Here is a 24490-nt window from a genome sequence, read left to right as displayed (position 1 = left end):
AGCGCCTTTCATCAGCGGACCATGCGGTCCGATGACACATCCGGTATTAGCCCCGATTTCTCGTGGTTATCCCAGACCTATGGGCAGGTTCTTTACGTGTTACTCACCCGTCCGCCGCTCATTCCACCGTCGTCCCCCCGAAGGGTTCAGACGGCTTCCTGCGCTCGACTTGCATGTATTAGGCACGCCGCCAGCGTTCGTCCTGAGCCAGGATCAAACTCTCCAAAGAATTTGATATAGCTCTTAAATTGACGAAGCTTGCGCTTCATTCAAAAATTGTAAAACTTATTTTTGCCTCATCGTTCAGTTTTCAAAGTTCGTCTGCCGCTCTTAGCGACTCATTTATAATAGCACCTGTAATTATATCCGTCAACTATAAAAAGAAAGTTTTTTAAAAAAGAATAAATAAAGACGATTCCATTTCATTTTGTTGAATGGAATTGCTAGTTTCTTCTTATTGAAATGCAACAATGCTCACATCGGTTAATCGCGATAAATCATATTCTTTCTCCCCTGTCGCTTCAAGCACAATCGGTTGTTCGACACGATTCGTATAGGCATATATCGTTCCTCGTACTCCACTGCTCAATAAAACAGGGCGACCGATTTCATAAAATCCAAGTAATGTCGCAAGAAGCGACAAAGCTTCTCCATCATAGGCTTTGTTCTGCCACATATAGAAATATGCTTCCTCTGGAGAGAGCGGCTTTCGGAACGTTCGGGGTGCTGTTAACTGACAGAAGCGATCGGCGACAATAAATAGAGGAGAGGCTGGATTCAACTCGCGTTCCGTCAGACGTTTTGGAAACCCGGATCCATCCAATCGCTCATGATGCTCGGTAATCAATTGATACACTCTTCCTCGTAACGTTTGAGTACTCGGGAGCATCGATGCCGAAACGAGTGGGTGTTGATACAATAGCTCCCGTTCCATTTTTGTGAAATAACGCATATGAGACCATTTCCGAATTTTAGCGTAGCTCGCATCTGCAAAATAAGAAGCAATCCCGTAATCAAATTGGAGTTGATGTTCGTCCCCTCGATATTTCGATAAGGCACGGGCGACGAGCGCTCGATAGACGGAATGGTAAATGACATGATTTTTCCGCAACGGCTGATGCGTAAAGAAATGAACGATCGCTGTAAGCGGAACTTCCTGACGAAATAGTTGATGAATGAATTCTAGACCTTCATATGGGTTAGGTGCGATCCGTTCTTCCCACTGATTATAATGCTTCTCATATTGAAGGACCTGATTACAGAGGCGCTGTTCTTCTTTAGACGTGAAGAGCTTCTGTTCAACAGGTGCGACATCGATATCTTCGATTTTTAAGAAACGGAGCAAACGTAAATGTTCATTGGTTAAGTGGATTCCGGCTTCTAAAGAAGAAACGGGTGACAATAGCGTCATCCCAACATGTACAGTGGATAAGTTCAAACGCACGCGAATCCCTCCTAATATATGAAAAGATCGAACGGAAACACCGTTCGACCTCTCGTCTTACCCATTCACATCAGACGATTCATCGGTTTCAGGTGCTTCATCCTCAAACCCATTCTCCAAATCGACTGCTGATTCCTCTTCTAACTCATCTTTTTTCAACTTTGCGATAGTCGCTAAACGATCGCCCTCTTCGATGTTCATCACTTTCACACCGCGAGTACTTCGACCCATTTGAGAAATCGTTTGTGAATCAATCCGAATCGCAACACCGAGTTCGGTCATCAGCATGATGTCATCGTCTTCATCAACGACACGCATCCCGACGACTGTTCCACGATCTGTCTTAATTCCGATGATACCGGAACCGCCACGACCTTGTGTGCGGAACTGTTCCATGGCCGTACGTTTTCCGTATCCTTTTTCAGTGATAATCAAGACGTCTTGCGTGGTGCGAACGATTTCCATCGAGACGACCAAATCGTCTTCCTTCTTCAATCGAATCGCGCGAACGCCTCGTGCCGTACGTCCCATCGAACGAACTTCTCCTTCGAGTGGGAAGCGAATCGACATACCTTGGCGTGTGACGATCAACATTTCATCGTCGCTCTTCGCTAAACGGACCGTGACGAGTTCATCTGTCTCATTCAAACTGATGGCACGTAGACCGTTTTTGTTGATTCGGGCGTATGCCGAAAGTGGCGAACGCTTAATCAATCCTTCTTTCGTGATGAAGACGAGAGACAACTGCTCGTCTGCTACTTCTTCAGACTCATCCTGTGTCTCTTCCGCTACCGTTTGGTTAGCCAAGTAACTATTGAAATCGACAGGAATCATCGTTTCGACTTTTTCACCTTTGTCGATTTGCAGCAAGTTAATGATCGGCATCCCTTTCGCGGTACGGCTCATCTCAGGAATTTCGTATCCTTTGAGACGGAAGACGCGTCCGAAGTTGGTGAAGAACAGGATGGTATCGTGTGTCGACGCGGAGAGCAGACGAAGCACAAAGTCTTCATCGTTCGTTCCCATACCTTGTTTCCCACGTCCACCACGGCGCTGTGTCCGATATGAATCCGATGGGATCGACTTGATATATCCTTCGCTCGTGAGCGTAATCATCATGTCGCGAACTGGGATCAAATCTTCGTCCTCGAGTTCAACGATATCCGTACGAATCACCGTACGACGAGCATCACCATATCGCTCTTTGATTTCGATTAACTCGTTACGAATGATATCGAGTAGCAATTCTTCGTCTCCGAGAATCGCACGAAGTTCTTCGATTAACGCTTTCACTTCACGATATTCGCCTTCAATCTTCTCACGTTCCAAACCAGTCAAGCGTTGGAGACGCATATCTAAGATTGCTTGCGTCTGTTCAGTCGAAAGTCCAAAGCGGGCAATCAACTTTTCACGAGCCTCGTCACCTGTGCGTGTGCTACGGATGATGGCGATGACTTCATCCAAGTGATCCAAGGCAACACGAAGACCTTCTAAAATGTGGGCACGTGCTTCCGCTTTGTCTAAATCGAATTGCGTCCGACGACGCACGACCTCTTTTTGGTGTTCGATGTAGTAATAGATTGCTTGTTTGATGTTCAACGTTTTTGGACGACCGCCTACAAGCGCGAGCATGTTAACACCGAACGTCGTTTGCATCGGTGTTTGCTTGTACAAGTTATTCAAGATGACACTCGCATTCGCGTCGCGGCGAACTTCAATCACGATGCGCATCCCGTTACGGTCTGATTCATCGCGTAAGTCCGTGATTCCCTCGATTTTCTTGTCGCGAACCAAATCGGCAATCTTTTCAACGAGACGCGCTTTGTTGACTTGGTAAGGAATCTCGTGCACGAGGATCCGTTCACGGCCATTTTTCAAGACCTCGATTTCAGCTTTCGCACGCATCGTAATCGATCCACGTCCAGTTTCGTATGCACGACGAATCCCACTACGTCCCAAAATCTCTCCCGCAGTCGGGAAATCAGGACCCGGGATATGTTGCATCAATTCTGCAATCGTGATGTCCGGGTTGTGAGAAAGCGCCAGTACACCGTCGATGACCTCGTTCAAGTTATGAGGCGGAACGTTCGTCGCCATACCAACGGCAATCCCGCTCGTCCCGTTCACAAGGAAGTTCGGGAAACGTGCCGGAAGTACGACTGGTTCTTTTTCTTCACCATCGAAGTTTGGTTGATAATCAATCGTGTTTTTTCCGATGTCTCGTACGAGTTCCATCGCAATTTTAGACATACGTGCCTCGGTATAACGCATCGCAGCGGCCGAGTCGCCATCGACTGAACCGAAGTTCCCGTGACCGTCGACTAATTCGTAGCGATAACTGAAGTCCTGAGCCATGCGGACCATCGTCTCATAAACGGCTGAGTCACCGTGTGGGTGGTACTTACCGATGACGTCCCCGACGACACGCGCCGACTTCTTATGTGGCTTGTCCGCGCGAATACCTAGTTCGTTCATCGCATATAAAATACGACGGTGAACCGGCTTTAATCCATCTCGCACGTCCGGAAGGGCACGTGATACGATGACGCTCATCGCGTAGTCCATGAACGACGTTCGCATCTCCTGGCTAATATTTATATCCTTGATATTTTCTTGTTCTGCCATTCGTTATTGCCTACCCTTCTTATTAAATATCGAGGTTCTTCACGTAATGGGCGTGAGATTGAATAAAGTCACGGCGTGGTTCGACGTTGTCACCCATGAGCGTTTCGAAGATTTCATCCGCTTCGATTGCATCTTGCAGGTCGACACGAAGCATCGAACGCGTTTCCGGGTTCATCGTCGTATTCCATAACTGTTCAGGATCCATCTCTCCAAGACCCTTGTAACGTTGAACGCTATAACGTGCATTTTCAGGAAGTTGTGCAATCGCTGCCTGCAACTCACGGTCGTTTTGAACGTAGATGGTTTCTTTCCCGTGCTTCACACCATAGAGTGGTGGTTGCGCGATATAAACATATCCACTTTCAACGAGTGGGCGCATGTAACGATAGAAGAACGTCAACAATAACGTTCGAATGTGCGCACCATCGACATCGGCATCGGTCATGATGATGAGTTTATGATAGCGCGCTTTCGATAAGTCAAACTCATCGGCAATCCCTGTTCCGAGAGCCGTGATGATGGTCCGGACTTCTTGGTTGGCCAAAATCTTATCAAGACGTGCTTTCTCAACGTTGATGATTTTCCCTCGAATCGGAAGGATGGCTTGGAAGTGACGATCACGTCCAGATTTCGCAGAACCTCCCGCTGAGTCACCCTCAACGATGTATAGTTCAGATTTCGATGCATCTTTTGACGAACAGTCTGCCAATTTCCCTGGCAATGAACTGACTTCGAGAATCCCTTTACGACGTGTCATCTCGCGTGCACGTTTCGCAGCAAGACGCGCACGTGCCGCCATCAAGCCTTTGTCGACAATGAGGCGGCCGACCGACGGGTTCTCGAGTAGGAATTGTTCGAACGTGTCGCTGAACAATGTGTCCGTTGCCGTACGCGCATCGGCATTCCCGAGTTTTGTCTTCGTCTGCCCTTCAAACTGAGGAGAAGGGTGCTTGACCGAAACAATCGCCGTCAATCCTTCACGGACATCATCCCCTGAGAGGCTACCATCGGCTTCCTTCATCAATCCGAATCGCTTCGCATAATCATTAATGGCACGGGTGAGCGCCGTCTTAAATCCAGTCTCGTGCGTCCCACCTTCATGCGTCGGAATGTTGTTCGTAAATGAGTAAATGTTACTTGCGAAACCTTCGTTGTATTGAAGCGCAATCTCGACTTCGATTCCGTCTTTCGTCCCGTGTACGTATACAGGCTCTTCATGAATCGACGCTTTTGAGCGGTTCAAGTGCTCGACATAAGACTTGATTCCGCCCTCATAGTGATAGTTCCGCTCAATCGTCTCGTCACTACGGTCATCTTTAGCCACGATTCGTAACCCTTTGTTCAAGAAGGCGAGTTCACGTAAGCGTGTCGCTAACAGATCAAAGTCATATTCGAGTGTTTCTTGGAAGATGTCCCCGTCTGGGAAGAAACGAACTGTCGTCCCTGTCGTGTCGGTCGTCCCGACGATTTCGAGTTCACCTTGTGGAACACCGCGTTTGAACGATTGGTAATATACGTTTCCATCGCGACGAACGAACACTTCAAGTTTCGTCGATAAGGCGTTAACAACCGACGCCCCGACACCGTGAAGACCACCTGATACTTTGTATCCGCCACCGCCGAACTTACCACCTGCGTGCAACACCGTGAAAATAACTTCAACGGCAGGTCGACCCGTTTTCTTTTGAACATCGACCGGAATCCCACGTCCGTTGTCTTCAACAACGATCGAGTTCCCTGGCTCGACCGTCACTGTGATCGTGTCACAATAACCAGCGAGCGCCTCATCGATTGAGTTATCGACAATCTCCCATACCAAATGGTGGAGACCGCGAGAGCTTGTGGAACCGATATACATCCCTGGACGTTTACGGACAGCCTCTAAGCCTTCAAGGACTTGAATCTGATCGGCGCCGTACGCTTGCAATTCTTTTTCATTTTCATTACTCATCGGTTATTTTCACCTACTATACATGATTTGGTGTTCCTTCTTGCCACGATTACACGGACTCCGTTTCAACCTCACCTTGTTTCACGTGAAACACTTTCGCTTGTTGAATGGTCTCATGTGCAATCCCGTCAATGTTTGTTGTAGTCAAAATCGTTTGTACTTTCCGTCCCATCGTATCGAGGAGATGGGTTTGGCGATGATCGTCAAGCTCAGATAACACATCGTCTAATAACAACAGAGGATATTCGCCTACTTCTTCATGAATCAATTCAATCTCAGCTAGCTTCAATGACAAGGCCGCCGTTCGTTGCTGACCTTGTGAACCGAACGTTTGAACGTTTCGATTGTTGACATACAATTCAAAATCGTCACGATGCGGACCAAATAAGGTCACACCTCTTCGTCGTTCGTTCTCTCTTATTTTATCAAACTTTTGACGATACGTTTCAAACATCTGTTCTTTTGAGAAGCGTTCTTTTTGGAACGTGTCGGAAACGTATTGAATCGTCAGTGTTTCGAGTTCTCTTGTGATTCCGGAATGGATGGGATTGGCCCATTTTTCGAGCTGGTCGATGAAGTGATAGCGTCTCATCACAATTTTTACGGCAAGTTCAATCAATTGATCCGTCAAGACTTCAAGTAACGTCTCGTCGCCACCTTTTGTGGATAACTGCTTCAACAAGGCGTTCCGTTGTTTCAACGTCTTCAAGTATTGATTGAGCTCGTGTAAGTACACCGGACTGACCTGACCGATTTCCATATCTAAAAATCGCCGTCTCCCTTGCGGACTGCCTTTCACGATGGCTAAGTCTTCTGGGGCGAACAAGACGACGTTAAATGCGCCGACATAGTCACTGAGACGACGTTGTTCCAAATGATTGAGCTTTGCTTTCTTGCCTTTAGGAGAAAAAGAGAGACTCTGCACCGATTCGCCCGTCCGTTTATGAATCCGTCCTTCGATACTCGCAGCATCGGCTTCCCAACCGATTAACTCACGGTCTTGTGTCGTCCGATGCGATTTTGCGAGCGCAAGTACGTAAATCGATTCGAGAAGATTCGTTTTTCCTTGGGCGTTCTCACCAATCAGAACATTCGTCTGTTCTGAAAAATCTAGCTCGAGGGTTTCGTAGTTGCGATAGTTTTGCAATCGGATCGACTTTAAATGCACGTCAGTTTCCCTCGATTTGATATTCCCCGAAGCCTTCGACTTCGATTGTATCTCCATCTCTTAATTTACGACCGCGGCGCTGGTCCTGCTCACCGTTCACTTTAATCATGACATCCTCTAAAAAGAACTTTGCTTGTCCCCCACTTGAGATGATATCTGCTAATTTTAAAAATTGTCCGAGCGTTACATACTCGGTTGTAATCGACACTTTTTCCATGTCGTCACTTCCTTTCTCACATGCTGATCTGAAAAAATCGCCATACATATTAGTTTATCGAAAATCGTCGAATAAGGCAAAAAGAGGGATGACAAGGCAAGACACCTCATCATCCCTATCCGCAGCTTACGATGTGCGGACTGGCAAAATCAGTTGAAGAACACTATCTTGTTCAACCGGTCGTAAAATGAACGGTCGCATCGAACCCGTGAACTGGATTTCGATTTCAGATGCATCGAGTGCGCGGAGCGCGTCCATCACGAATTTTGAGTTGAAGGAAATTTTTAGTTCTTCTCCTTCAAGCGACAGGATGCTGACACGTTCCGACACTTTTCCGACTTCCGGCGAGTGTGAAGAGACTTCAACTGCCGTTGTATCTTCCGCCACAAATTTAATGACGTTGTTGCGATCGGCGCGTGCTAAGAGCGATGCACGGTCAATGGCCTGTAAGAACTCTTTCGCATTCATCCGAACGGCTGTACGATATTCTTCCGGAATGAGACGTGACGTGTCTGGATAGGCACCGTCTAACAAACGAGAGAAGAATGAGATGTTTTTCATACGGAATAAAATTTGTTGGTCCGTTAAGACGATTTCAATCGGTAACTCTTCACGGTCGAGTAATTTTGCCAATTCGTTGAGTGAGCGGCCAGGAACGACGACATTTTGGAACGTCAAATCGTTATCTGTCTCAAAACGTGCACGACGAAGCGCCAGACGATGGCTATCGGTTGCGACACATGTAAGGAAGCCCTTCTCTGCTGAGAAGTTAACCCCTGTCAATACGGGACGTGTCTCCTGTGAAGAAACAGCGAAGCTCGTCTGACGGATGATGGTCTTCAATAGATCAGCCGGCAAATAGAAGCGACGATCACTCGCAAGTTCAGGTAGGCGTGGATATTCATCCGGGTCAAGACCGTTTAAATGGAACTCTGCTTGACCAGACTCAATGCGCGTCATGAAGTTCGGTGAAACTTCGAGTGTGACCTCGTTCGTCGGTAACTTCTTCACAATTTCTCCTAAGAAGCGTGCGTTCAACACGACGCTTCCAGCACGTTGAATTTGAATGAGTTCAATTCCACCCTCTTCGATTGGAATCAAGCGTTCAATCGAAATCTCGGTATCACTTCCTGTCAGTGTTAAGCCATCCGCATGTGCCTCAAGTTTCAAGCCTGTCAAAATTGGAATGGTCGTTCGTGAAGCCACAGCTTTTGATACGTCTTGTACGGCTTGCATGAATACATCTCGTTGAATCGTTAAATGCATGTGGATAATTCCTCCTAAGGTGAAATGAGTCCATTTCCTAATAATATAATAGTATTAATTAAGTCATAATAGTAATAAGGGCTGTGGATACTGGGGATAAGTCCCCTCAGTCATACGTGTTAAGCCATTTCGCCTGTGAATAACTTGTGGATAACTAAGGTGGTTTATCCACAGGATATCCACAGAGAATTCTTCATTAGTTAGAAAGTGCCTTCTTCAACGTTTGAATCGTCTCTTGCATTTCCACATCGTTCTTTAGAAGGGTGCTAATTTTTTCATGTGCATGAATCACAGTCGTGTGATCACGCCCTCCGAACTCTTCCCCGATTTTTGGTAACGAACTCTCCGTCATCTCCCGCGAGAGATACATTGCGATTTGACGTGGGAATGCCAACGTCTTCGTTCGCTTTTTCGAGTTCAATTCTTCTACTTGAATGTTGAAGTGTTGACCGACAACTTCTTGAATATCGCGAATGACAATTTTCTTCGCTTCCTGGACAGGCATGATATTATGAAGCGCTTCGGCTGCCACGTCCGGGTCGATTGGTCGTCCGACAAGTTTTGCATAAGCGACGACTCGTGTCAGTGCCCCTTCTAGTTCCCGAATGTTCGTATCGATTTGATTCGCGATATACAGCATGACTTCATTCGAGATATCAAGCCCTTCCGCGGTCGCTTTTTTGCGAAGAATCGCAATTCGCGTCTCAAGGTCCGGTGGTGTGATGTCTGTGATTAGGCCCCATTCAAAGCGTGAACGAAGTCGATCCTCTAGCGTCGGGATTTCTTTTGGTGGTCGATCACTTGAAATCACGATTTGTTTCTGATCGTTGTGCAATGCATTGAATGTGTGGAAAAACTCTTCTTGGGTTTGTTCTTTCCCTGCTAAAAACTGAATATCATCAATCAATAGTACATCAATGTTTCGATAACGGTTCCGAAACTCACCGGTCTTATTATCCCGAATCGAATTGATAAATTCATTTGTGAACTTCTCAGAAGAGACATAGGCAATGCGAGCCCCCGGTTTTTGACCTTTTACATAATGACCAATCGCATGCATCAAATGTGTTTTACCAAGTCCAACGCCTCCGTAAATGAAGAGCGGGTTATAGGCGCGTGCAGGTGCTTCAGCGACAGCAAGTGATGCGGCGTGGGCAAAACGGTTCCCCGATCCGATGACAAACGTCTCAAAAATGTATTTGTCATTCAGTTGACCAAGATCCCCTTCCTCTTTTGAAGGTAATAGCACGGGCTGTTCTTTTGTTTCTGTCACGGCGATGGACTCATTTGACGATCCATCCGCTGGAGCATACTTGTGTGCTTGAGATTCCTCGATGAAATGAATTTCAAGCTTGTTGTTTGTGATCTCTTCAACCGTATCTTGTAACAGAGAGAGATACTGTCGCTCTAACCACGTGACGATAAAACTGGCGGGTGCCGACACAACGAGCGTCGTTCCCATCAATGATATCCCCTCGGTTGATTTCAACCACATGTCAAAACTGGCTTTTGGAGTTCGTTCTTCTTCCTCGATTACCGATAAGACATTTCTCCAAATCTCGCGAGCATTCTTCAATGAAAGACCTCCTTTACTCACATGTTGGGTAAAACTTATTCACACGATATACACATACACTATTCTATAGTAGAAACTAGGGTTATCCCCAGAGAACAAAAACTGTGGATAAAGTTATCCACATGGTGTTCATTATGGGGATAACACTTATCCACAGCCTGTGTATATCTTGGAATCACGAATTGTTCATCCACAAGTTTGTGCACATTCAGTTTAGCAAAATAAAATAGACGTGGCAATGCTTTTTGGTATTTATCCACAGATAAAGAAAAGTATCCACACCCACTTATCCACATGCTGTGTGTTTTGTGGATAACCTGTGGATATATTGTGGATAAAGCACTAATGATAGAATATGAGATGAAAAAGTTATACACAAAAGAGGAAGAAGTGAAATGAAAGATTGTTTTTGTAAAAGAAGAAAATGAAAAAATAAAGAATAAGAATATGAAAAAAGAGGAGTTATTCACATATAAATGTGGATAACTTCGAGATTTTGTGGATAAAATGGCTCAACGTGGCTATTTATAAAGACCGTTTATAAAATACGTAAAGGTTGTGTATACATTCATCCCCTACTCGTCCTTCGGATAAGGATCGAATCCATGTAGATGAATGCTTTCTGAGTGCCTCATTCTACGAATTCGAAAACCATCCGAAAATACATTGACAATTGTTGAATCGATTTATATAATCTTAAAGACTGCCTTAAATGAAACTATAACTTGCTAATAGAGCGTTAATCTTGAGGAGGTGCTGTAACCATGAAACCAACTTTCAACCCTAACAACCGTAAGCGTAAGAAAGTTCACGGATTCCGTGCACGCATGGCGACTAAAAACGGTCGCAACATTCTTGCTGCTCGTCGTCGTAAAGGCCGTAAAGCCTTGACTGTATAATTCTGAATGAAGATTGCCCGGGGATCCTTTCCTCGGGCAATTTTTTAGTTTGTCACAGAAACGTAGTATTTCATGGATTCTCCCTCGTTCAAATGATGTGGATATGATATGATGTTAGTTGACGATTTTTGAAGCGAAGGATGGAGTGAGAATTTTGAAAAAAGAATACCGCCTGCAAAAGAATGAAGAGTTCCAAGCGGTGTTTCGCGAAGGACGCTCCGTGGCCAATCGTCAGTTTGTCGTCTACACGCTCAAAGCGGATCAAACGCATTTCAGAGTGGGTCTTTCCGTCAGTAAGAAACTTGGAAATGCTGTGGAACGGAACCGGATGAAACGATTGATGCGTGAGTCGCTTCGCTTGCTCGAACCAAACGTTGCACCGAATGATTATGTCATCATCGCTCGAAAACCTGCGACCGCATTGACGCAGTCGGAAGTGACCGAGAGTTTGAAACACGTATTCAAACGGGCCAAGGTTTGGCAAAAGCAGGGCCGGTGACCATGACAATCTGAATTTGTTCTCTCATATAATTAGAGTCTGATAAGATTGCCCGATCGACGTGTGCGTTAAAAAGAATTGATAAAGAAAGCGTAGGAGGAACTATGAGCAAAAAGCTAAAATTAGGATTACTCGCTGCCATGACCGCGGTCATCATGCTGATGGCAGGCTGTGTGGATCCGTCTACCATCCAAGCCGAACCAGTAACGGCTGACACAGAAGGTTTCTGGGCGAAGTACTTTGTATGGCCGCTCGCATGGCTTTTGAAGGAAGTTGCTTACTTGGTCGGTGGCCCGTGGCAATACGGGATTTCAATCATCATCGCGACGATTATCGTCCGGTTATTGATTCTCCCACTCATGATCAAGCAGACGAAGAGTATGGGTGCGATGCAAGTGTTGCAACCAGAAATGCTGAAGCTTCGTGAAAAGTACAGCTCAAAAGACCAGGAAACACAACGTAAACTCCAAGAAGAGATGATGAAGCTTTATCAGGAATACCAAATCAACCCGCTCGCGGGATGTTTGCCGATCTTGATTCAAATGCCGATTCTCTTCGCATTCTATGATGCGATTCGCCGTACACCTGAGATTTTCGAAGCGAACTTCTTATGGTTCGACCTCGGTGCTCCGGATCCAACGTTCGTCTTGCCGATCTTAGCGGCAATCTTGACGTTCGCACAACAAAAAATCTCAATGGCGGGTCAAGAACAGAACCCGCAGTTGAAGATGATGCTTTATATCTTCCCGGTTATGATCTTCGTCATGTCGATCAACCTTCCAGCTGCCCTTTCGTTATACTGGGTAGTCGGTTATATCATCTCGATCATCGTCACGATGGCAATCATGCTCCCGATGCGTGAGAAGATGAAGGTTGCGGCTGAAGCGAAAATCGCTGCGAAAGAAGCAGAGCGTGCAGCGCTTGCTGAAGAAGAAAAGAAAAACAAAAAGAAAAAGCGTAAATAATCGCTAAGCTGAGTGTCTTCTGACGCTCAGCTTTTTTTGTGGGATTGCAAGCCGGTCAGAGGGGAATAGAGATAGAAACGAGTAAACGGAGGTGTGGGAAAATGGAGGCATTCATTCAGCGTTTGGAACGTTCGACGTTATGGCAAGCGGTCATTTATTTTGTACTTGGTGTTCTCATTTTGTTATATCCTCGATTTTTCTTTGATGTCATGGTATATGTCATTGCCGGTTATTTAGCAATCATGGGGATTTGGATGATCTTTCAAGGGTTGCGTCGACGTCAGGGAGGGTTGCCACCCACTTTCTTTATGGGTCTCATCTATTTGATTTTGGCAGCGGTCGTCTTTTTCTTCGCAGAGACGCTAGCTAGTCTTCTCCCGATTTTGATCGGAGCCTTGTTCTTATTCGGTGGAATTATCCGCCTGATTCAGGCACTCGGTTACCGTCAATCGATGTCGGGACGATGGCTTTGGTTTTTGATTGGAAGTCTATTGTGGATAGGTGTCGGGATTCTCATGTTGACGAATCCGTTCAGTAGTCTACTTGTCTTGTTCCAACTGTTCGGCGGCATTCTCATCGCCATCGCGATACTGGAACTGTTCCTCTATTTCACGATTCGTTCGACGAAACGCCAAGCAAGATACTAAAAAACAAGCCGCCCTATATGCCAGGACGGCTTGTTTCTCGTTGAATCAACTGTTCCATGAACGGTCCGAACACGTTGTAGCCAGATAGTGATGTGAAAAAAGTTTGCTCTACCTGAAGTCGCTCCAGATAGATGTGGGCGGCTTTTTCGTGTGAGGCGGGGGTCAAATGGTCATAAAATGAGCGGAGGTCGATTTTTTGTCGCTGCGTCACATCTTTTAAACCAAGGGAAGCCCGGTCCGGTGTGTGGTGAGCGGCTAACACATATGCGAAATGGACCATTCCTTGCCGGAGCATCTCCGTTGCCCACATCGCGTTGCCTCGATTGCGTGATTTTGTATATTGGAAAAAGTACCACACGGTATCGAACGCATGGTCACTGATTGCCGCTTCGTCTAATTGCAAGGAAGTGGCGTGTCTAGCAAGTCGCTGTTGTGGGTCGTAGAGCACATGAATCGAGTCTTGATGATTCAACGTCTCTTGCGTGACCGTGAACAGGTCGAGGTGAAGAAAATCATCAAAGACGGCGATGAGTTGTGGAGCGACGATGTGAATCTCGTCTTTTAACAGAATCGGACGATAGGCGGTTACATGCTCGAGGCGTCTAGATAGAAAAGAGACCTCTTCATCGGGGTGTACCATGACATAGAGGTCGATATCTGAATGTTCATCGGCTTCTCCCCGACCGAATGAACCCTTCATAAAAATCGCTTGAACCGCTTCATCGTGCTGTAATCGTTCGGTGATGATTCGGATTGCGTCTTGCTGTTTCATCTTTAGATCATCTCTCTCCTATGTAAATATATTCCTTTATTGTACGAAAACGATGAGTCGAATGGCAATGACTTTATCAATGGTCCAACTCTTTCGTTCAAGTCGAATATCGTGTATAGTAGGTTCGTTATGCATATGATAGAAGAAGATGTTTAGGTTTGGAGGGAGAAAGATGCTAGAGTTTGACACGATTACAGCGATTTCGACGCCGATGGGTGAAGGTGCCATCGGGATCGTCCGACTATCGGGCGATTTGGCGGTCGAAACGGTGAACAATGTGTTTTCTGGGAAAGACTTAACAACAGTCGATTCACATACGATTCATTATGGAACGTTAAAATATCCTAATACGGGCGAAATCGTCGATGAAGTCATGGTCAGTATTATGCGCGCACCGAAGACGTTTACGCGAGAAGATGTCGTCGAAATCAATTGTCACGGAGGCGTCGTAGCGGTCAATCGTGTCCTTGAGCTCATTCTCGATCAACCCGACATCCGTTTGGCAGAACCGGGCGAGTTCACGAAGCGCGCCTTTTTAAATGGCCGAATCGATTTATCTCAGGCGGAAGCCGTCATGGATCTCATTCGAGCGAAGACGGACCGGGCCATGAACGTTGCGATGGCGCAAATGGAAGGACGTTTGTCACGCCTCGTTCGCGAGTTACGTCAACAGTTGCTCGAGACGATTGCGGCGGTCGAGGTCAACATCGACTATCCAGAGTATGACGCAGAAGAGATGACCCAGGCCATCGTCGAAGAGAAAGCGGGCGAGGTCAAACGTGTCCTCGAACAGTTACTCGAGACAGCGCGACAAGGGAAAATCTTACGTGAAGGCTTGGCCACGGCAATCATCGGTCGACCGAACGTCGGAAAATCTTCTTTGATGAACACGCTCGTTCAAGAGACAAAAGCGATTGTCACCGAAATTGCCGGTACGACACGTGACACAATTGAGGAATACGTCAACGTGAAAGGTGTTCCGCTCAAATTGATCGATACGGCAGGGATTCGCGAAACGGAAGATATCGTGGAACGAATCGGTGTGGAAAAGTCGAGAAAAGCGTTAGAAGCGGCAGATTTGGTCCTTCTCGTCTTGAACGGACATGAGGGATTGACTGTCGAGGATGAGGCGTTATTTGAGGCAGTTAAAGGAATGAATGCCATCATCATCATCAACAAGACAGACTTGCCACAAAACATGGATTCTTCTAAGCTAGAGAAACTAGCGGCAGGACGTCCAATTGTGGCGACATCGCTCTTGCTAGATGAAGGAATCGATGCCCTTGAAGCGGCCATCGCAAATCTATTCTTCGCAAAAGGTGTCGAGTCACAGGATATGACGTATATCTCAAACGCTCGACACATTCAGTTAATCAAACGAACGATTGGTCAAATTGATGAGGCGCTCGGTAGTGCCGTCATGAATATGCCGATCGACATGGTTCAAATCGATTTACGTCGTGCGTGGGATACGCTCGGTGAAATCAATGGAGATACCGTACAGGAGAGCTTGATTGATCAGCTCTTTTCACAGTTTTGTCTTGGGAAATAATAAGGAGGAACGAATATGGCTTATACGGCAGGCGAATTTGACGTCATCGTCATCGGGGCCGGACACGCAGGGATTGAATCAGCACTCGCATCTGCTCGAATGGGCGCGAAAACAGCGATGCTCACCATGAACCCTGATATGGTCGGATTCATGTATTGCAACCCATCAATCGGTGGGCCGGCGAAAGGGATCGTCGTACGTGAAATCGATGCGCTCGGCGGCGAGATGGGGCGTGCGATTGACGCGACATACATCCAAATGAAGATGCTCAACACATCGAAAGGGCCGGCGGTACGTGCGCTACGTGCACAGGCGGACAAATTCCAATACCAAAATCACATGAAGAAAGTGCTAGAAGACGAGCAGAATTTACTGCTTCGTCAGGCGCTAGTCGAACGTTTGTTGATTGAGGACGGAGAAGTACGTGGCGTGGTAACGAACACAGGTTCAGAATATCGCGCGAAAGCGGTCATCGTCACAACGGGAACGTTCATGCGCGGTCAAATCATCATCGGGGAATTGGCATATGAAAGTGGCCCGAACAACCAAATGCCTTCGGTCGAGCTATCGAAGCATCTAGAAGAGCTCGGTCTCGACTTAGTTCGATTCAAAACGGGAACACCGCCACGAATCGACGGCAAGACGATCGATTACTCGAAGACGGAGATTCAACCAGGAGACGAGAATCCATCATTCTTCTCGTACACATCGACGGACTTGGATCCGATCGAACAAATCCCATGCTGGCTCACGTACACGAGTGAGCGCACGCACCAATTGATTGATGAGAACTTGCATCGCTCACCGATGTACTCGGGTGCGATTAAAGGAACGGGACCACGTTATTGCCCATCGATTGAAGATAAGGTCGTTCGCTTTAATGATAAACCGCGTCACCAAATCTTCTTAGAGCCAGAAGGTCGCGATACGGAAGAAATCTATGTCCAAGGCTTTTCGACGAGTATGCCAGAAGACGTGCAACATCAGATGCTTCGCACGATCCCGGGTCTTGAAAATTCAGAGATGATGCGTCCCGGTTATGCGATTGAATACGATGCGGTTGTACCGACACAGCTTTGGCCAACTCTCGAAACAAAAGCTGTCCCAGGTCTTTTCACAGCGGGACAAATCAACGGGACGAGCGGGTACGAAGAAGCGGCTGGACAGGGCATCATGGCGGGAATCAACGCCGCATGCAAAGTGCTCGGAAAAGATCCGGTCATCTTGGACCGTTCGCAAGCGTACATCGGCGTCTTAATCGATGACCTCGTGACGAAAGGTACGAACGAACCGTATCGCCTTCTCACATCACGTGCCGAATACCGTCTTTTGTTGCGTCATGACAATGCGGACTTGCGACTCAGCGACATCGGGTATGAGATCGGCTTACTTTCAGAAGATCGTCACACTCACCTCAACGAGAAACGTGTAGCGATTGAAAAAGAAGTGAAGCGACTTGCGTCACTTGTCGTCAAACCGACACCTGAAGTCAATGCGATGCTCGAATCGGTCGGTGCGCACCCGCTTAAAGAAGCGACGCATGCCAACATCTTGTTGAAACGTCCGGAAGTATCTTATGAAGCACTCATGACGGTCGTTCCGTCAACGGAAGAATTGTCGTATGAAGTGAAAGAGCAAGTCGAGATTCAAGTGAAATATGAAGGCTATATTTCCAAACAGCTTGAACAAGTCGAGAAGATGCGTCGCATGGAAGAAAAACGAATCCCAGAAAACTTGGATTATGATGCGATCGGTGGTCTCGCGACAGAAGCGAAACAAAAACTAAAACAAGTTCGTCCTCTTTCGATCGGACAAGCGTCCCGTATCTCAGGCGTAAACCCGGCAGACGTGTCAATCTTGCTCGTCTATATCGAACAGGGACAATACGCAACGGTGGAGTGAAACGATGAACGAATCTCAATTTATTGAAGCGTTACGAGCTGAAGGGTTTGAACTGAGTGAGACACAACTCAGTCAGTTCAAACGTTACTTCGAAATGCTCGTCGAATGGAACGAAAAAATGAACTTAACGGCCATCACGGACCGAGAGGAAGTATATTTGAAGCACTTCTATGATTCGCTCAGCGCAGCGTTTCATTTCGATTTCACGAAAGTCGAAACCGTATGTGATGTCGGGGCAGGAGCGGGATTCCCGAGTCTTCCGCTTAAAATTTTATTCCCACACTTACACGTCACGATCATCGATTCGTTAAACAAACGCATCACCTTCTTGAACGAATTGGCCCTCGCCCTCGGGCTCGAAGGTGTCGCGTTCCATCATGGTCGCGCTGAAGAGTTCGGAAAAAATAAAAAGTTCCGCGAACAGTTTGACGTCGTCACAGCGCGTGCGGTTGCCCGCATGACCGTGTTGGCGGAATACTGTTTGCCCCTCGCGAAAGTAGGCGGAAGCTTCGTCGCGCTTAAAGCAGCCAAGGTTTCTGACGAGATGGCAGACGCCAAAAACGCTTTAGCCGTTCTAGGTGGGAAAGAAAAAGCGACACACCAGTTCCTATTGCCAGGAGAGATGAGTGAGCGTAATATCGTAGTTGTAGATAAACTACGAAAAACGCCCGGGAAATATCCGCGTAAAGCGGGAACACCGGCGAAAGAGCCACTTATCTGATGATGTCGTTTCACGTGAAACAAAAGCAGATTCCAGTGGTGGAGTCTGCTTATTTTTTTACATAAAGGGGTGCCCGACGTTGAAGAATAGATTTGCGAAATTGTTCGGTGTGAATCGAAAAGACGAAGTTGCCGTGACGCAGATTGCGGAAGTTCGAGCGGATGACACGGTACAAGAACTCTCGTTATCACGGTTGCGTCCAAACCGTTATCAACCGCGTAAAGTGTTCGAACCGGCAAAAATTGAAGAGTTGGCAACGACGATTTCGGAACATGGACTCCTTCAACCAATCGTGGTTCGAAAGGCAGATGGGGACTGCTATGAAATCATTGCCGGGGAGCGTCGTTTCCGTGCGGTGAAATCGCTTGGTTGGTCAGCGATTCCGGCAATCGTTCGCGATATGGACGATGATACGACGGCTGCACTCGCCTTGATTGAAAACTTGCAGCGTGAGCAGTTAAGCCCGATTGAAGAGGCGGAAGCATATGATCGTTTACTCGCCTTGAACGGTTTGACGCAAGATGCGCTCGCGAAGAGTCTAGGCAAGAGTCAATCCACGATTGCCAATAAGTTGCGCTTGTTAAAATTGCCGGAGGATGTGAAGCAGTCGCTTCGCGATCGTCGGATCAACGAGCGACATGCGCGTGCGTTGTTGCCGTTGAAGGAAGAAGGATTGCAACTTCAAGTGCTCGCAGAAGTGTTAGAACAGGATTTTAACGTCAAGGAGACAGAAGAACGCGTCGCCTTTTTAACAACACCGATCGAAGAAGAGAAGCGAAAGCCGAAAAAACAACGTCGTCGGACGAAAAGTTTTGCGCGTGACACGCGAATCGCCATCAACACGATTCGTGACTCAATCGATTTGATTGGGAAAACAGGGATTGACGTCCAAACTGAAGAAGTAGACGAAGAGGAATTTGTTGAAATTCGAATTCGCATCCCGAAAGCGCGGCCTCAAAAATGAGTCCGTGCTTTTTTATACAATGAAGGAGGTTTGTAGATGGAACGATTAGCATTAAAATTCATTCGCCCAAACCCGAATCAGCCCCGGAAACAATTTGAGGTGGGAAAATTAGAAGAGTTGCGTCAATCCATTGAGCGATATGGCGTCCTACAACCAATCGTCGTTCGAAAAGCGACAGGATACTATGAAATCATTGCCGGGGAACGACGGTTTCAGGCGGCGAAGCTCGCTGGGAAAGAAGACATTCCTGCCCTCGTCGTCACGGCGGACTCCGATCGCGTCATGGAGTTGGCGCTGATTGAAAACATTCAGCGGGCAGACTTGAATGCCATCGAAGAGGCTGTCGCCTATGAACAGTTGATGCAGACGCTAGGTCTGACGCAACAACAGTTGGCCGATCGCGTCGGGAAGAGCCGCAGTCATGTGACGAACAGTCTTCGCCTCCTTCGATTGCCGAGTGCCGTCCAGCATGCGGTCATGGTCGGAGATTTGACGATGGGACATGCACGTGCCATCACGGGTATGAAATCGGAACAAGCGATGGAACAGATTGCGAAACGGGTCATTGCCGAGCATTGGACGGTCCGTCGCCTCGAGCGTTACTTACAAAAAGAGCGCACAGAAAAAAAGACGCTGAAGCGATCGAACGCCGATATCGAAGCGGTCGAAGCGGTGCTTGCGGAGCGTCTTCAGATGGATGTGTCGATTCGTCCGCGCCGAAAAGGCGGCGTCCTCGAGTTGAAGTATTTTTCACAAGACGACTTGGAACAATTGTTGACGTTATTATCGCCTCAAGACTTTGATTCATCTCGTGACTGACGAAGACGCGTGATGGCCGCCTCTTCGTGATGCAGGCGCCCGATCCGTGTATCAAAATCGGCGAATCCGTCTGTGATGAAACGTGCGAGTTCATATACAAGATGGAGACGGGTATTCTGTAGAATCATCATCTCCATGAATCCACTTACGTTCACGACGGCTTTAATATTGTAAGCGCCGACTGCCGGAAGTTCTTTTTGGACACCGGCCCCTGGAGCGAGCGGACCTTCCGAAAAGAAGACATAACCGACACTTGATAAACGTCCGAGACAGGCGTCGATAGCGATAATGAGCGGTTGATGGAAGCGCGTTTGAATCTCATGTAACGTTTCCACCAAATTGAGTGCGTGTACAGGCTTCGTTAATGTGCCGTATACATGTAAATTTCGGATATGACGTTCTTCTAAAAACGTTCCGACGAGCGGACCGAGTGAATCACCGGTCGAACGGTCCGAACCGATGCAAACAAGGACGATGGGGCGATGGATTTCATTGACCAACTGTTCATGAAGCTGGTCCGCAAGCAATCTGGATCCACTCCGCTCAGTGTGTTCAATGAAGAAAGAGTATGGTTTATGAGGTTTTAAGCGAAACGGCATGAATCTCATCCTCTCTTCTAAGCTGCCTATTCCTAGTTGCAGTTGGGGGATTGATCTCGTATTAACCCATTCCCAAAAGTGGAAAACTTCTAACTTCCGAATGCAGTGTTTGAGAAAAGTCGTGAAATATGTTTTGATAATTTAGAATCTACGACTTTGAGGTGAAAAGATGGCTTCGCAAAATACAGAAAAAGATTTAAATACGGTTGCCGATGAGACAATCGACAGCGTGAACCGATTCGTGGAGTATTTTAAAGATACAGACATGTGGATTGGTTTAGGGATCAAGCTCGCCGGTGTGGCGCTCATCATCCTTGGTTTATATATCGCAACACGCATTTTGACAACGATGGTCGAGCGTGTGTTTACGCTCCGCAAAATAAAAGAACATGATATTGTCGCCCAGCGACAGAATGAAACGTTATTAAAATTAGCCCAAAACACAATCCGCTATGTGATCGGGTTGATTATGGTCTTGACGGTGCTCGGACAATTCGGTGTGAATATCGCCGGTTTGATTGCATCAGCCGGGGTCGCGGGTCTTGCAATCTCATTCGGGGCACAAAGTTTGGTGAAAGACGTCATCACAGGGGCGTTCATCATCTTTGAAAACCAATACAAGAACGGGGATTACGTCAATTTGAACCAACAAGTCGACGGGACGGTCATCGAGGTCGGAATCCGGACGACGAAGTTAAAAGGATTAAACGGACAAGTGACGATTATTCCGAACGGACAAATCTTACAAGTGACGAACTACTCGCTTGAAAACAGTGTCGCCGTTGTCGATATTGGGGTTGCGTACGAAGAAGATATGTCAAAAGTAGAGCAAGCGCTCAAGGAAATTGCGAAAATGGTCGAAGCACGCTATCACGACTTGTTCATCAAGCCAATCGACTTGGCTGGAGTGCAGTCGCTCGGACCATCGGAAGTGGTGTACCGATTAATGGCGGAAGTGCCGCCGACCCAGCACTTCGCAGCTGGTCGAATTTTGCATAAAGAGTTAAAGGCTGGACTTGACGAGCGGGGGATTGAAATTCCATACCCACGTACGGTCATGATGCCACCGAACTCGGCTCCTAAAGGAGGAGAAGCAGAAAATGCAAAGTAAAACCTATGCATTGAACGATATTGTGGAAATGAAAAAACCACATGCCTGTAAGACGAACCGTTGGCAAATCACGCGTGTCGGGATGGACATTCGAATCAAGTGTCAAGGCTGCGGAGCCAGTGTGCTCATGCAACGCCGTGATTTCGATAAGCGATTCAAGAAAGTGCTTGAACAAGGGAACGCCGCCGAATAAGCGGCGTTTTTCTTTAGGTTATGAACGTGAGTTGCGGTTTAATCGTGGACTATCTATAATTGTGAAGGATGTGACGGTGTGGTGTACTGAATGTACCCACTCCACAGACGGCTTAACATTTCCCGGGAAACACCGGATGAGGAGGAAATACTAGTGGGATTAACAGCAGGAATTGTCGGATTGCCAAACGTCGGGAAATCGACATTGTTTAATGCGATTACACAAGCAGGAGTCGAGGCGGCCAACTATCCGTTCGCGACGATCGACCCGAACGTCGGCGTCGTAGAAGTACCGGATGCGCGCCTTGATCGATTGACAGAACTCGTCAAACCGAAAAAAACGGTACCAACAGCATTTGAGTTTACAGATATCGCTGGAATCGTGAAAGGTGCGTCAAAAGGTGAAGGTCTCGGAAACAAATTCTTGGCGAACATTCGCGAAGTCGATGCGATTTGCCAAGTCGTCCGTTGCTTTGAAGACGAGAACATCACGCACGTCGCAGGTCGTGTCTCACCAATCGATGACATTACGACTATCAATCTTGAATTGATCTTAGCTGATCTTGAGCAAGTCGATAAACGAATCGCACGTGTTCAAAAAATGGTGAAGGCAAAAGATAAAGGTGCGGTACAAGAACTTGAAGCACTCGAAATCGTGCGAGATGTTCTTGAATCAGAGCGCCCGGCACGTGTCGCTGAATTATCAGAAGATCAACTCGCGATCGTCAAACACTTCCAATTGCTTACGATGAAGCCGATGCTTTACGTGGCGAACGTGAGTGAGGATGAAGTGGCAGATGCCGATTCGAACGAGTTTGTACAAGCAGTCCGTGATCACGCGGCAACAGAAGGGTCGAAAGTCATCGTCATCTGTGCACGAATCGAAGAAGAAATTTCAGAACTCGAACCGGAAGAACGCCTCGAGTTCTTACAAGATCTCGGAATCGAAGAGTCAGGACTTGATCAATTGATCCGTGCGGCTTACTCGACACTTGGTCTTGCGACATACTTCACGGCAGGTGAGAAGGAAGTTCGTGCATGGACGTTCAAACAAGGGATGAAAGCCCCACAATGTGCTGGTGTCATCCACTCTGACTTCGAACGTGGATTCATCCGTGCCGAAGTCGTGTCGTATGACGACCTTTCAGCAGCAGGAAACATGACGACGGTGAAAGAACAAGGGAAACTTCGTTCAGAAGGAAAAGAATACGTCTTCCAAGATGGCGACGTTGTCACGTTCCGCTTCAACGTATAAGTTGATTTACGGAAACGTATTGTAAAAGTCAAGGAAGTTTGATAGTATATTATGACGTGAGTAAAACAATTGTTTGCTCCTTGCTCCTACAACCGGTAGGGGCCGTTAGTCCAAGAGGAGGTGAAAGATAATGCGTAAATACGAACTTCTTTACATTATCCGTCCATCAGTTGATGAGGAAGCGAAGAAAGCTTTAATCGAGCGCTTCAACAACGTCATCACTGAAAACGGTGGTACTGTTGAAAAAACAACAGACATGGGTAAACGTCGTTTCGCTTATGAAATCAACAAGATGCGCGAAGGACACTACGTTCTTCTTAACATCGTTGCTGAACCTAAAGCGATCTTAGAAACAGAGCGTCTCATGAAGATCTCTGACGACGTTGTCCGTCAAATGACAACAAAAGACGAGCGTTAATCCTTAACGTTTCGTATCGTGAAAGGGGAGCTTGGAGATGATTAACCGAGTTGTGTTAGTTGGTCGATTGACTCGCGATCCCGAAATGCGTTATACGCAGAGCGGAATCGCCGTAACACGCCTTACTCTCGCTTGCGATCGTCCATTCGCTGGACAAGATGGGAAGCGCGAGACGGACTTTATTGATTGTGTCGTTTGGCGCAAACAAGCAGAGAACGTAGCACAATACTTGAAAAAGGGCAGCATGGCCGGCGTTGACGGTCGCCTTCAAATCAGTAGTTACGAAGGACAAGATGGCCAACGTCGTTACCGGGCAGAAGTAGTCGCAGACAGCGTACGCTTCCTTGAACCACGCGGAGCCTCAGGGCAACGTGAGCAAGCACCATCTGGAGATGTCTTCGGTGGTGGTGAATCAAGTGGATCAGGATGGGGCGCAGGAGCCGCTTCGACTTCATCTCAGTCCTCGAATTCGAATAAAGGTTTTGACGCAGATCCGTTCTCGGGTGGCGGCAAAATCGACTTGTCAGATGATGATTTGCCATTCTAATCATCATGGACAATAAAAACTAACCTATAAAGGAGGTCTTCACATGGCACGTCGTCCAGGAGGTCGTCGTCGTCGTAAAGTATGTTTCTTTACGTCGAACAACATCACTCATATCGATTATAAAGACGTAGAATTGCTCAAACGCTTCGTTTCGGAGCGTGGTAAAATTCTTCCACGTCGTGTGACTGGTACTTCAGCGAAATACCAACGTCCACTTACTGTCGCTATCAAGCGCTCACGTCAAATGGCTTTGCTTCCATACGTTGCAGAGTAATTGTTTGACGAACGGCTTATCCTCTTGGATAAGTCGTTTTTTTGTATTTCATCTCGTCTGTAAGTGTGTAAGTGAAACCGACGAATATGGTATGATAGAGCAGAAAC

Annotated in this window: 24 protein-coding genes and 1 rRNA gene; 15 read left to right on the top strand and 10 right to left on the bottom strand. The window is 47.1% G+C overall.

All coding sequences use genetic code 11. From position 1 onward, the window contains the following. From OKS35_RS12495 to dnaA, 8 genes are all read right to left on the bottom strand, one after another. Positions 1-229: ribosomal RNA gene (locus OKS35_RS12495) — 16S ribosomal RNA — on the bottom strand; the annotation flags it as partial. 225 nt (positions 230-454) lie between these two features. Beyond that, positions 455-1444, bottom strand: coding sequence for an HD-GYP domain-containing protein (locus OKS35_RS12490; protein WP_196431642.1), 990 nt, complete (start codon positions 1442-1444; stop codon positions 455-457). A 57-nt stretch (positions 1445-1501) separates the two neighbouring features. After that, positions 1502-4069: a DNA gyrase subunit A gene (gyrA, locus tag OKS35_RS12485; RefSeq protein ID WP_264093164.1), complete on the bottom strand. Its 2568-nt coding sequence runs from the start codon at positions 4067-4069 to the stop codon at positions 1502-1504. A 22-nt stretch (positions 4070-4091) separates the two neighbouring features. Then, complete coding sequence (gene gyrB / locus OKS35_RS12480; protein ID WP_074035264.1) at positions 4092-6020, bottom strand: DNA topoisomerase (ATP-hydrolyzing) subunit B; 1929 nt, start codon at positions 6018-6020, stop codon at positions 4092-4094. Positions 6021-6069: 49 nt separating this feature from the next. Continuing rightward, positions 6070-7188 carry a DNA replication/repair protein RecF gene (gene recF / locus OKS35_RS12475; RefSeq protein ID WP_159563190.1) on the bottom strand — a complete coding sequence of 373 codons (1119 nt, stop codon included), beginning with the start codon at positions 7186-7188 and terminating at the stop codon, positions 6070-6072. A 1-nt stretch (position 7189) separates the two neighbouring features. Next, complete coding sequence (gene yaaA / locus OKS35_RS12470; RefSeq protein WP_015880213.1) at positions 7190-7405, bottom strand: S4 domain-containing protein YaaA; 216 nt, start codon at positions 7403-7405, stop codon at positions 7190-7192. A gap of 126 nt (positions 7406-7531) precedes the next feature. Beyond that, the gene (dnaN, locus tag OKS35_RS12465; protein ID WP_026824743.1) at positions 7532-8671 is read right to left on the bottom strand and encodes a DNA polymerase III subunit beta; all 1140 of its coding nucleotides are present in this window, start codon (positions 8669-8671) and stop codon (positions 7532-7534) included. Between the two features lie 196 nt (positions 8672-8867). Further along, complete coding sequence (gene dnaA, locus OKS35_RS12460; protein WP_015880215.1) at positions 8868-10247, bottom strand: chromosomal replication initiator protein DnaA; 1380 nt, start codon at positions 10245-10247, stop codon at positions 8868-8870. 764 nt (positions 10248-11011) lie between these two features. On the opposite strand from dnaA, the gene rpmH reads away from it, so the two are divergent. The 4 genes from rpmH to OKS35_RS12440 all read left to right on the top strand — a co-directional run bounded on the left by rpmH (position 11012) and on the right by OKS35_RS12440 (position 13257). Beyond that, positions 11012-11146 carry a 50S ribosomal protein L34 gene (gene rpmH / locus OKS35_RS12455; protein ID WP_015880216.1) on the top strand — a complete coding sequence of 45 codons (135 nt, stop codon included), beginning with the start codon at positions 11012-11014 and terminating at the stop codon, positions 11144-11146. Between the two features lie 154 nt (positions 11147-11300). Continuing rightward, on the top strand, positions 11301-11645 hold the full coding sequence (gene rnpA, locus OKS35_RS12450; RefSeq protein WP_015880217.1) for a ribonuclease P protein component: 345 nt from the start codon (positions 11301-11303) through the stop codon (positions 11643-11645). Between the two features lie 104 nt (positions 11646-11749). Further along, positions 11750-12610, top strand: coding sequence for a membrane protein insertase YidC (yidC, locus tag OKS35_RS12445; protein WP_015880218.1), 861 nt, complete (start codon positions 11750-11752; stop codon positions 12608-12610). 101 nt (positions 12611-12711) lie between these two features. Then, positions 12712-13257, top strand: coding sequence for an HdeD family acid-resistance protein (locus tag OKS35_RS12440; RefSeq protein ID WP_031424079.1), 546 nt, complete (start codon positions 12712-12714; stop codon positions 13255-13257). Positions 13258-13270: 13 nt separating this feature from the next. Here the strand turns inward: OKS35_RS12440 and OKS35_RS12435 are convergent, their stop codons facing one another. Then, positions 13271-14029 (bottom strand): nucleotidyltransferase domain-containing protein, encoded by a 759-nt coding sequence (locus tag OKS35_RS12435; RefSeq protein WP_264093162.1) that lies wholly within the window; start codon positions 14027-14029, stop codon positions 13271-13273. 172 nt (positions 14030-14201) lie between these two features. Here OKS35_RS12435 and mnmE point away from each other — a divergent pair, with 172 nt between their 5' ends. From mnmE to OKS35_RS12410, 5 genes are all read left to right on the top strand, one after another. Beyond that, positions 14202-15581: a tRNA uridine-5-carboxymethylaminomethyl(34) synthesis GTPase MnmE gene (mnmE, locus tag OKS35_RS12430; protein WP_031424082.1), complete on the top strand. Its 1380-nt coding sequence runs from the start codon at positions 14202-14204 to the stop codon at positions 15579-15581. A 15-nt stretch (positions 15582-15596) separates the two neighbouring features. Then, on the top strand, positions 15597-17483 hold the full coding sequence (mnmG, locus tag OKS35_RS12425; RefSeq protein ID WP_264093161.1) for a tRNA uridine-5-carboxymethylaminomethyl(34) synthesis enzyme MnmG: 1887 nt from the start codon (positions 15597-15599) through the stop codon (positions 17481-17483). A 4-nt stretch (positions 17484-17487) separates the two neighbouring features. Further along, positions 17488-18204: a 16S rRNA (guanine(527)-N(7))-methyltransferase RsmG gene (gene rsmG / locus OKS35_RS12420; protein ID WP_015880223.1), complete on the top strand. Its 717-nt coding sequence runs from the start codon at positions 17488-17490 to the stop codon at positions 18202-18204. Positions 18205-18283: 79 nt separating this feature from the next. Further along, positions 18284-19168, top strand: coding sequence for a nucleoid occlusion protein (noc, locus tag OKS35_RS12415; protein WP_015880224.1), 885 nt, complete (start codon positions 18284-18286; stop codon positions 19166-19168). A gap of 36 nt (positions 19169-19204) precedes the next feature. Next, the gene (locus tag OKS35_RS12410) at positions 19205-19987 is read left to right on the top strand and encodes a ParB/RepB/Spo0J family partition protein (protein WP_214784591.1); all 783 of its coding nucleotides are present in this window, start codon (positions 19205-19207) and stop codon (positions 19985-19987) included. On the opposite strand, the gene yyaC is transcribed toward OKS35_RS12410, so the two are convergent. Further along, positions 19960-20586, bottom strand: coding sequence for a spore protease YyaC (gene yyaC / locus OKS35_RS12405; protein ID WP_078145959.1), 627 nt, complete (start codon positions 20584-20586; stop codon positions 19960-19962). The two genes, OKS35_RS12410 and yyaC, sit on opposite strands and share 28 nt — an antisense overlap. Positions 20587-20755: 169 nt before the next feature. Between yyaC and OKS35_RS12400 the strand changes: the two genes are divergently transcribed. The 6 genes from OKS35_RS12400 to rpsR all read left to right on the top strand — a co-directional run bounded on the left by OKS35_RS12400 (position 20756) and on the right by rpsR (position 24383). Then, complete coding sequence (locus OKS35_RS12400; RefSeq protein ID WP_264093160.1) at positions 20756-21697, top strand: mechanosensitive ion channel family protein; 942 nt, start codon at positions 20756-20758, stop codon at positions 21695-21697. Next, a complete protein-coding gene (locus tag OKS35_RS12395) occupies positions 21687-21890 on the top strand; it encodes a DUF951 domain-containing protein (RefSeq protein WP_047795718.1) in 204 nt (67 codons plus the stop codon). Before OKS35_RS12400 ends, OKS35_RS12395 begins: the two co-directional genes overlap by 11 nt. A gap of 153 nt (positions 21891-22043) precedes the next feature. Next, positions 22044-23144: a redox-regulated ATPase YchF gene (gene ychF, locus OKS35_RS12390; RefSeq protein WP_031424089.1), complete on the top strand. Its 1101-nt coding sequence runs from the start codon at positions 22044-22046 to the stop codon at positions 23142-23144. A gap of 130 nt (positions 23145-23274) precedes the next feature. Continuing rightward, entirely contained in the window at positions 23275-23562 is a 288-nt protein-coding gene (gene rpsF, locus OKS35_RS12385; protein WP_015880230.1) for a 30S ribosomal protein S6, read from the top strand. Positions 23563-23599: 37 nt separating this feature from the next. Continuing rightward, positions 23600-24109 (top strand): single-stranded DNA-binding protein, encoded by a 510-nt coding sequence (gene ssb, locus OKS35_RS12380; protein WP_015880231.1) that lies wholly within the window; start codon positions 23600-23602, stop codon positions 24107-24109. 43 nt (positions 24110-24152) lie between these two features. Further along, positions 24153-24383, top strand: coding sequence for a 30S ribosomal protein S18 (rpsR, locus tag OKS35_RS12375; protein ID WP_015880232.1), 231 nt, complete (start codon positions 24153-24155; stop codon positions 24381-24383). The last annotated feature ends 107 nt before the right edge of the window (positions 24384-24490 follow it).

Origin of the sequence: Exiguobacterium sp. N5 (genome assembly GCF_025842465.1) — a bacterium.
GTDB classification, from domain to species: domain Bacteria; phylum Bacillota; class Bacilli; order Exiguobacteriales; family Exiguobacteriaceae; genus Exiguobacterium; species Exiguobacterium profundum.
This window is presented reverse-complemented; position numbering and strand designations above follow the sequence as displayed.

Coding starts and splice junctions, on each gene's coding strand:
- rpsF (WP_015880230.1), top strand. CDS start 23,275: ATGCGTAAATACGAACTTCTTTACATTATCCGTCCATCAGTTGATGAG.
- rsmG (WP_015880223.1), top strand. CDS start 17,488: ATGAACGAATCTCAATTTATTGAAGCGTTACGAGCTGAAGGGTTTGAA.
- yyaC (WP_078145959.1), bottom strand. CDS start 20,586: ATGCCGTTTCGCTTAAAACCTCATAAACCATACTCTTTCTTCATTGAA.
- ssb (WP_015880231.1), top strand. CDS start 23,600: ATGATTAACCGAGTTGTGTTAGTTGGTCGATTGACTCGCGATCCCGAA.
- rpmH (WP_015880216.1), top strand. CDS start 11,012: ATGAAACCAACTTTCAACCCTAACAACCGTAAGCGTAAGAAAGTTCAC.
- gyrA (WP_264093164.1), bottom strand. CDS start 4,069: ATGGCAGAACAAGAAAATATCAAGGATATAAATATTAGCCAGGAGATG.
- mnmE (WP_031424082.1), top strand. CDS start 14,202: ATGCTAGAGTTTGACACGATTACAGCGATTTCGACGCCGATGGGTGAA.
- yidC (WP_015880218.1), top strand. CDS start 11,750: ATGAGCAAAAAGCTAAAATTAGGATTACTCGCTGCCATGACCGCGGTC.
- mnmG (WP_264093161.1), top strand. CDS start 15,597: ATGGCTTATACGGCAGGCGAATTTGACGTCATCGTCATCGGGGCCGGA.
- OKS35_RS12400 (WP_264093160.1), top strand. CDS start 20,756: ATGGCTTCGCAAAATACAGAAAAAGATTTAAATACGGTTGCCGATGAG.
- gyrB (WP_074035264.1), bottom strand. CDS start 6,020: ATGAGTAATGAAAATGAAAAAGAATTGCAAGCGTACGGCGCCGATCAG.
- OKS35_RS12395 (WP_047795718.1), top strand. CDS start 21,687: ATGCAAAGTAAAACCTATGCATTGAACGATATTGTGGAAATGAAAAAA.
- OKS35_RS12410 (WP_214784591.1), top strand. CDS start 19,205: ATGGAACGATTAGCATTAAAATTCATTCGCCCAAACCCGAATCAGCCC.
- dnaN (WP_026824743.1), bottom strand. CDS start 8,671: ATGCATTTAACGATTCAACGAGATGTATTCATGCAAGCCGTACAAGAC.
- yaaA (WP_015880213.1), bottom strand. CDS start 7,405: ATGGAAAAAGTGTCGATTACAACCGAGTATGTAACGCTCGGACAATTT.
- rpsR (WP_015880232.1), top strand. CDS start 24,153: ATGGCACGTCGTCCAGGAGGTCGTCGTCGTCGTAAAGTATGTTTCTTT.
- OKS35_RS12435 (WP_264093162.1), bottom strand. CDS start 14,029: ATGAAACAGCAAGACGCAATCCGAATCATCACCGAACGATTACAGCAC.
- OKS35_RS12440 (WP_031424079.1), top strand. CDS start 12,712: ATGGAGGCATTCATTCAGCGTTTGGAACGTTCGACGTTATGGCAAGCG.